General features: G+C 66.5%; 2 protein-coding genes. Both read right to left on the minus strand.

The annotated features are described in order from the left end of the window. Nucleotides 1-6: 6 nt before the first annotated feature. Nucleotides 7-465: a hypothetical protein gene (locus DD1DGNOD_RS13785; protein ID WP_131770330.1), complete on the minus strand. Its 459-nt coding sequence runs from the start codon at nt 463-465 to the stop codon at nt 7-9. Nucleotides 466-763: 298 nt separating this feature from the next. Next, nucleotides 764-1,423, minus strand: a complete 660-nt coding sequence (locus DD1DGNOD_RS13790) for a TetR/AcrR family transcriptional regulator C-terminal domain-containing protein (protein WP_131766795.1) — start codon at nt 1,421-1,423, stop codon at nt 764-766. Between the last annotated feature and the right edge of the window lie 432 nt (nt 1,424-1,855).

The following is a 1,855-nucleotide window of genomic DNA, read 5'->3' on the forward strand; positions in this document are numbered from 1 at the left end:
ATGACCTCATAGAGGTCCCCGCCGACGCTGGCCTGCCCCGGCGGCGCTCTCGTAACGCACGGCGAGCTTCAATCCGTCGCGCAATGCCGGCAGAGGGGTGAGAATTGCGCGCTGCGCGACCTCCGCCACGCGGATGACGTTTTCGAGCTTCCTGTCACGCAGGGTCCGGGTCCGGCTCGCCAGGACGGCCATGACACCTCCTACGGCGACTCCGCACAAGCGGATCATCTGGGCCATGCGCTCCCAGCCGGCGCCACCATAGAGATCATCGGGAAGCCCGAGAAGTCCGGCGACCGCCAGTGCGAGGGCCGCGTAGGCCGCGGTCAGCCGGGGGCTGGCAAGCGCGGCGGCGAGCACAGGACTGAGAACCGCCAGATCCAGGACGATATACCGCCGGTCCGCCAACTCCAAGGCGGCTACCAGGGCGAGGATGAGCAGCGGCGCGACCTGACGTGCCCATCTCACAGCGCCTCACCTCGGTTGTCCGTTCGCCCGTCACGCCCGGGAGCAGCCATGGCGCACAGGGCCGTGGGTGAACCGACGCAGTGGCTCGTCGAAACTCCTTCCGGTGTTGGGTCGCCGAGCTGCAGCACTCGTACAGCCTCAGCCGGACAAAGGTGGCCCTGCACATTGTGGCTGCCGGTGCCTGACGCCCCTGCCGGGGAACTGCCGGCCACCGGCCCGATCGTGGGTCTGCTGCCGCGGATGAAATCCTAAGCGCCCTAAGCGCTCAGCCCCGTTCTCCCGGTCGAATGCGGGTCGGTCAGATCGCCAGTGCGGCCAGGATGAGGCTGAGACCGTCGTGGAACTGGGCCTGCATGTCCGCGGCGAGATGGTCGGCGACCGCGGCGAGGTGCGGGTAGCGGGATGCGGACGAACTGATCGCGGTGATCGGTGTCACCGTGGCGTCCGGCCCTTTCCTGGCGATGGTCGCCGCGGTGTGGCGGGCTTCGGTCAGAGCGTGTCCGAGTGTGTAGAAGAGCAGGGTCGTATAGGCGTCGGAGGCCTGCCGGTCGGGCAGGCCCGCGTCACGCAGCAGGCCGATCGCGTGGTTGGTCCGTTCCCAGCTGGCCTCCCCGCCGGGCGGCCGGCGCAGCACGATGGGCGCGAGTGTCGGATGCCGCAGCAGTGACCTGCGTAGCTGCGCGAAGGTCTCCCTGATGTCGGCCCGGGGATCGCCGGTGTGGGGGAGCGGTTCGTCGCCGCGTACGACCCGGTCTGCGAGAGCCTCGAGTAGTTCGTTCTTGGTCCGGAAGTGCCGGTAGACGGCGGTCGGGTCGATGTTCAGACGTGCACCCAGGGCTCGCATGCTGAAACCACCGACTCCGCCGATGTCGACGATCTCCATCGCGGTGTCGAGCAGAAGCTGCTGGGACAGCGTGCCGCGAGGGGTGCGGGTATGGCGGGGTTGCGCCGTCTCCACCGGTCCTGTGCTCCCCTTCGGGATCGATCGTTTCGACGCCCTTGCGTCTTCCGCGATCCTTTCGTGAAACCACGCTGTAGTCAACGCTGTTGACGCCACCTCACTTCAATTTGATCTTCATAAGATAATCAACAACATTTGGAACATCCAACCGTTCCTTTGACATCCAACGGCTTACTCATGGGAAGCTCTCCAAATCGCTACTGTGCACGTGACGCGATTGGTCGACACGAGGAGTAACAGACCTTGGACAAGTCGGTGTCGAGGTCGGACGTTGAGGGCGCGGGGGAGAGCGCTGTCCGTCCGCACGCGGCTGGAACCCGGACGATCGACACGATCAGCCGGGTACGGGCATGGCAACGAGGCGAGCTCGGCGCCTGACCGTCGGGCACGCGCACACCCTCAGTGCGGGATGGCGTCCATGAGTTCCCG

It is taken from the genome of Candidatus Protofrankia californiensis, assembly GCF_900634765.1.
Taxonomy (GTDB): domain Bacteria; phylum Actinomycetota; class Actinomycetes; order Frankiales; family Frankiaceae; genus Protofrankia; species Protofrankia californiensis.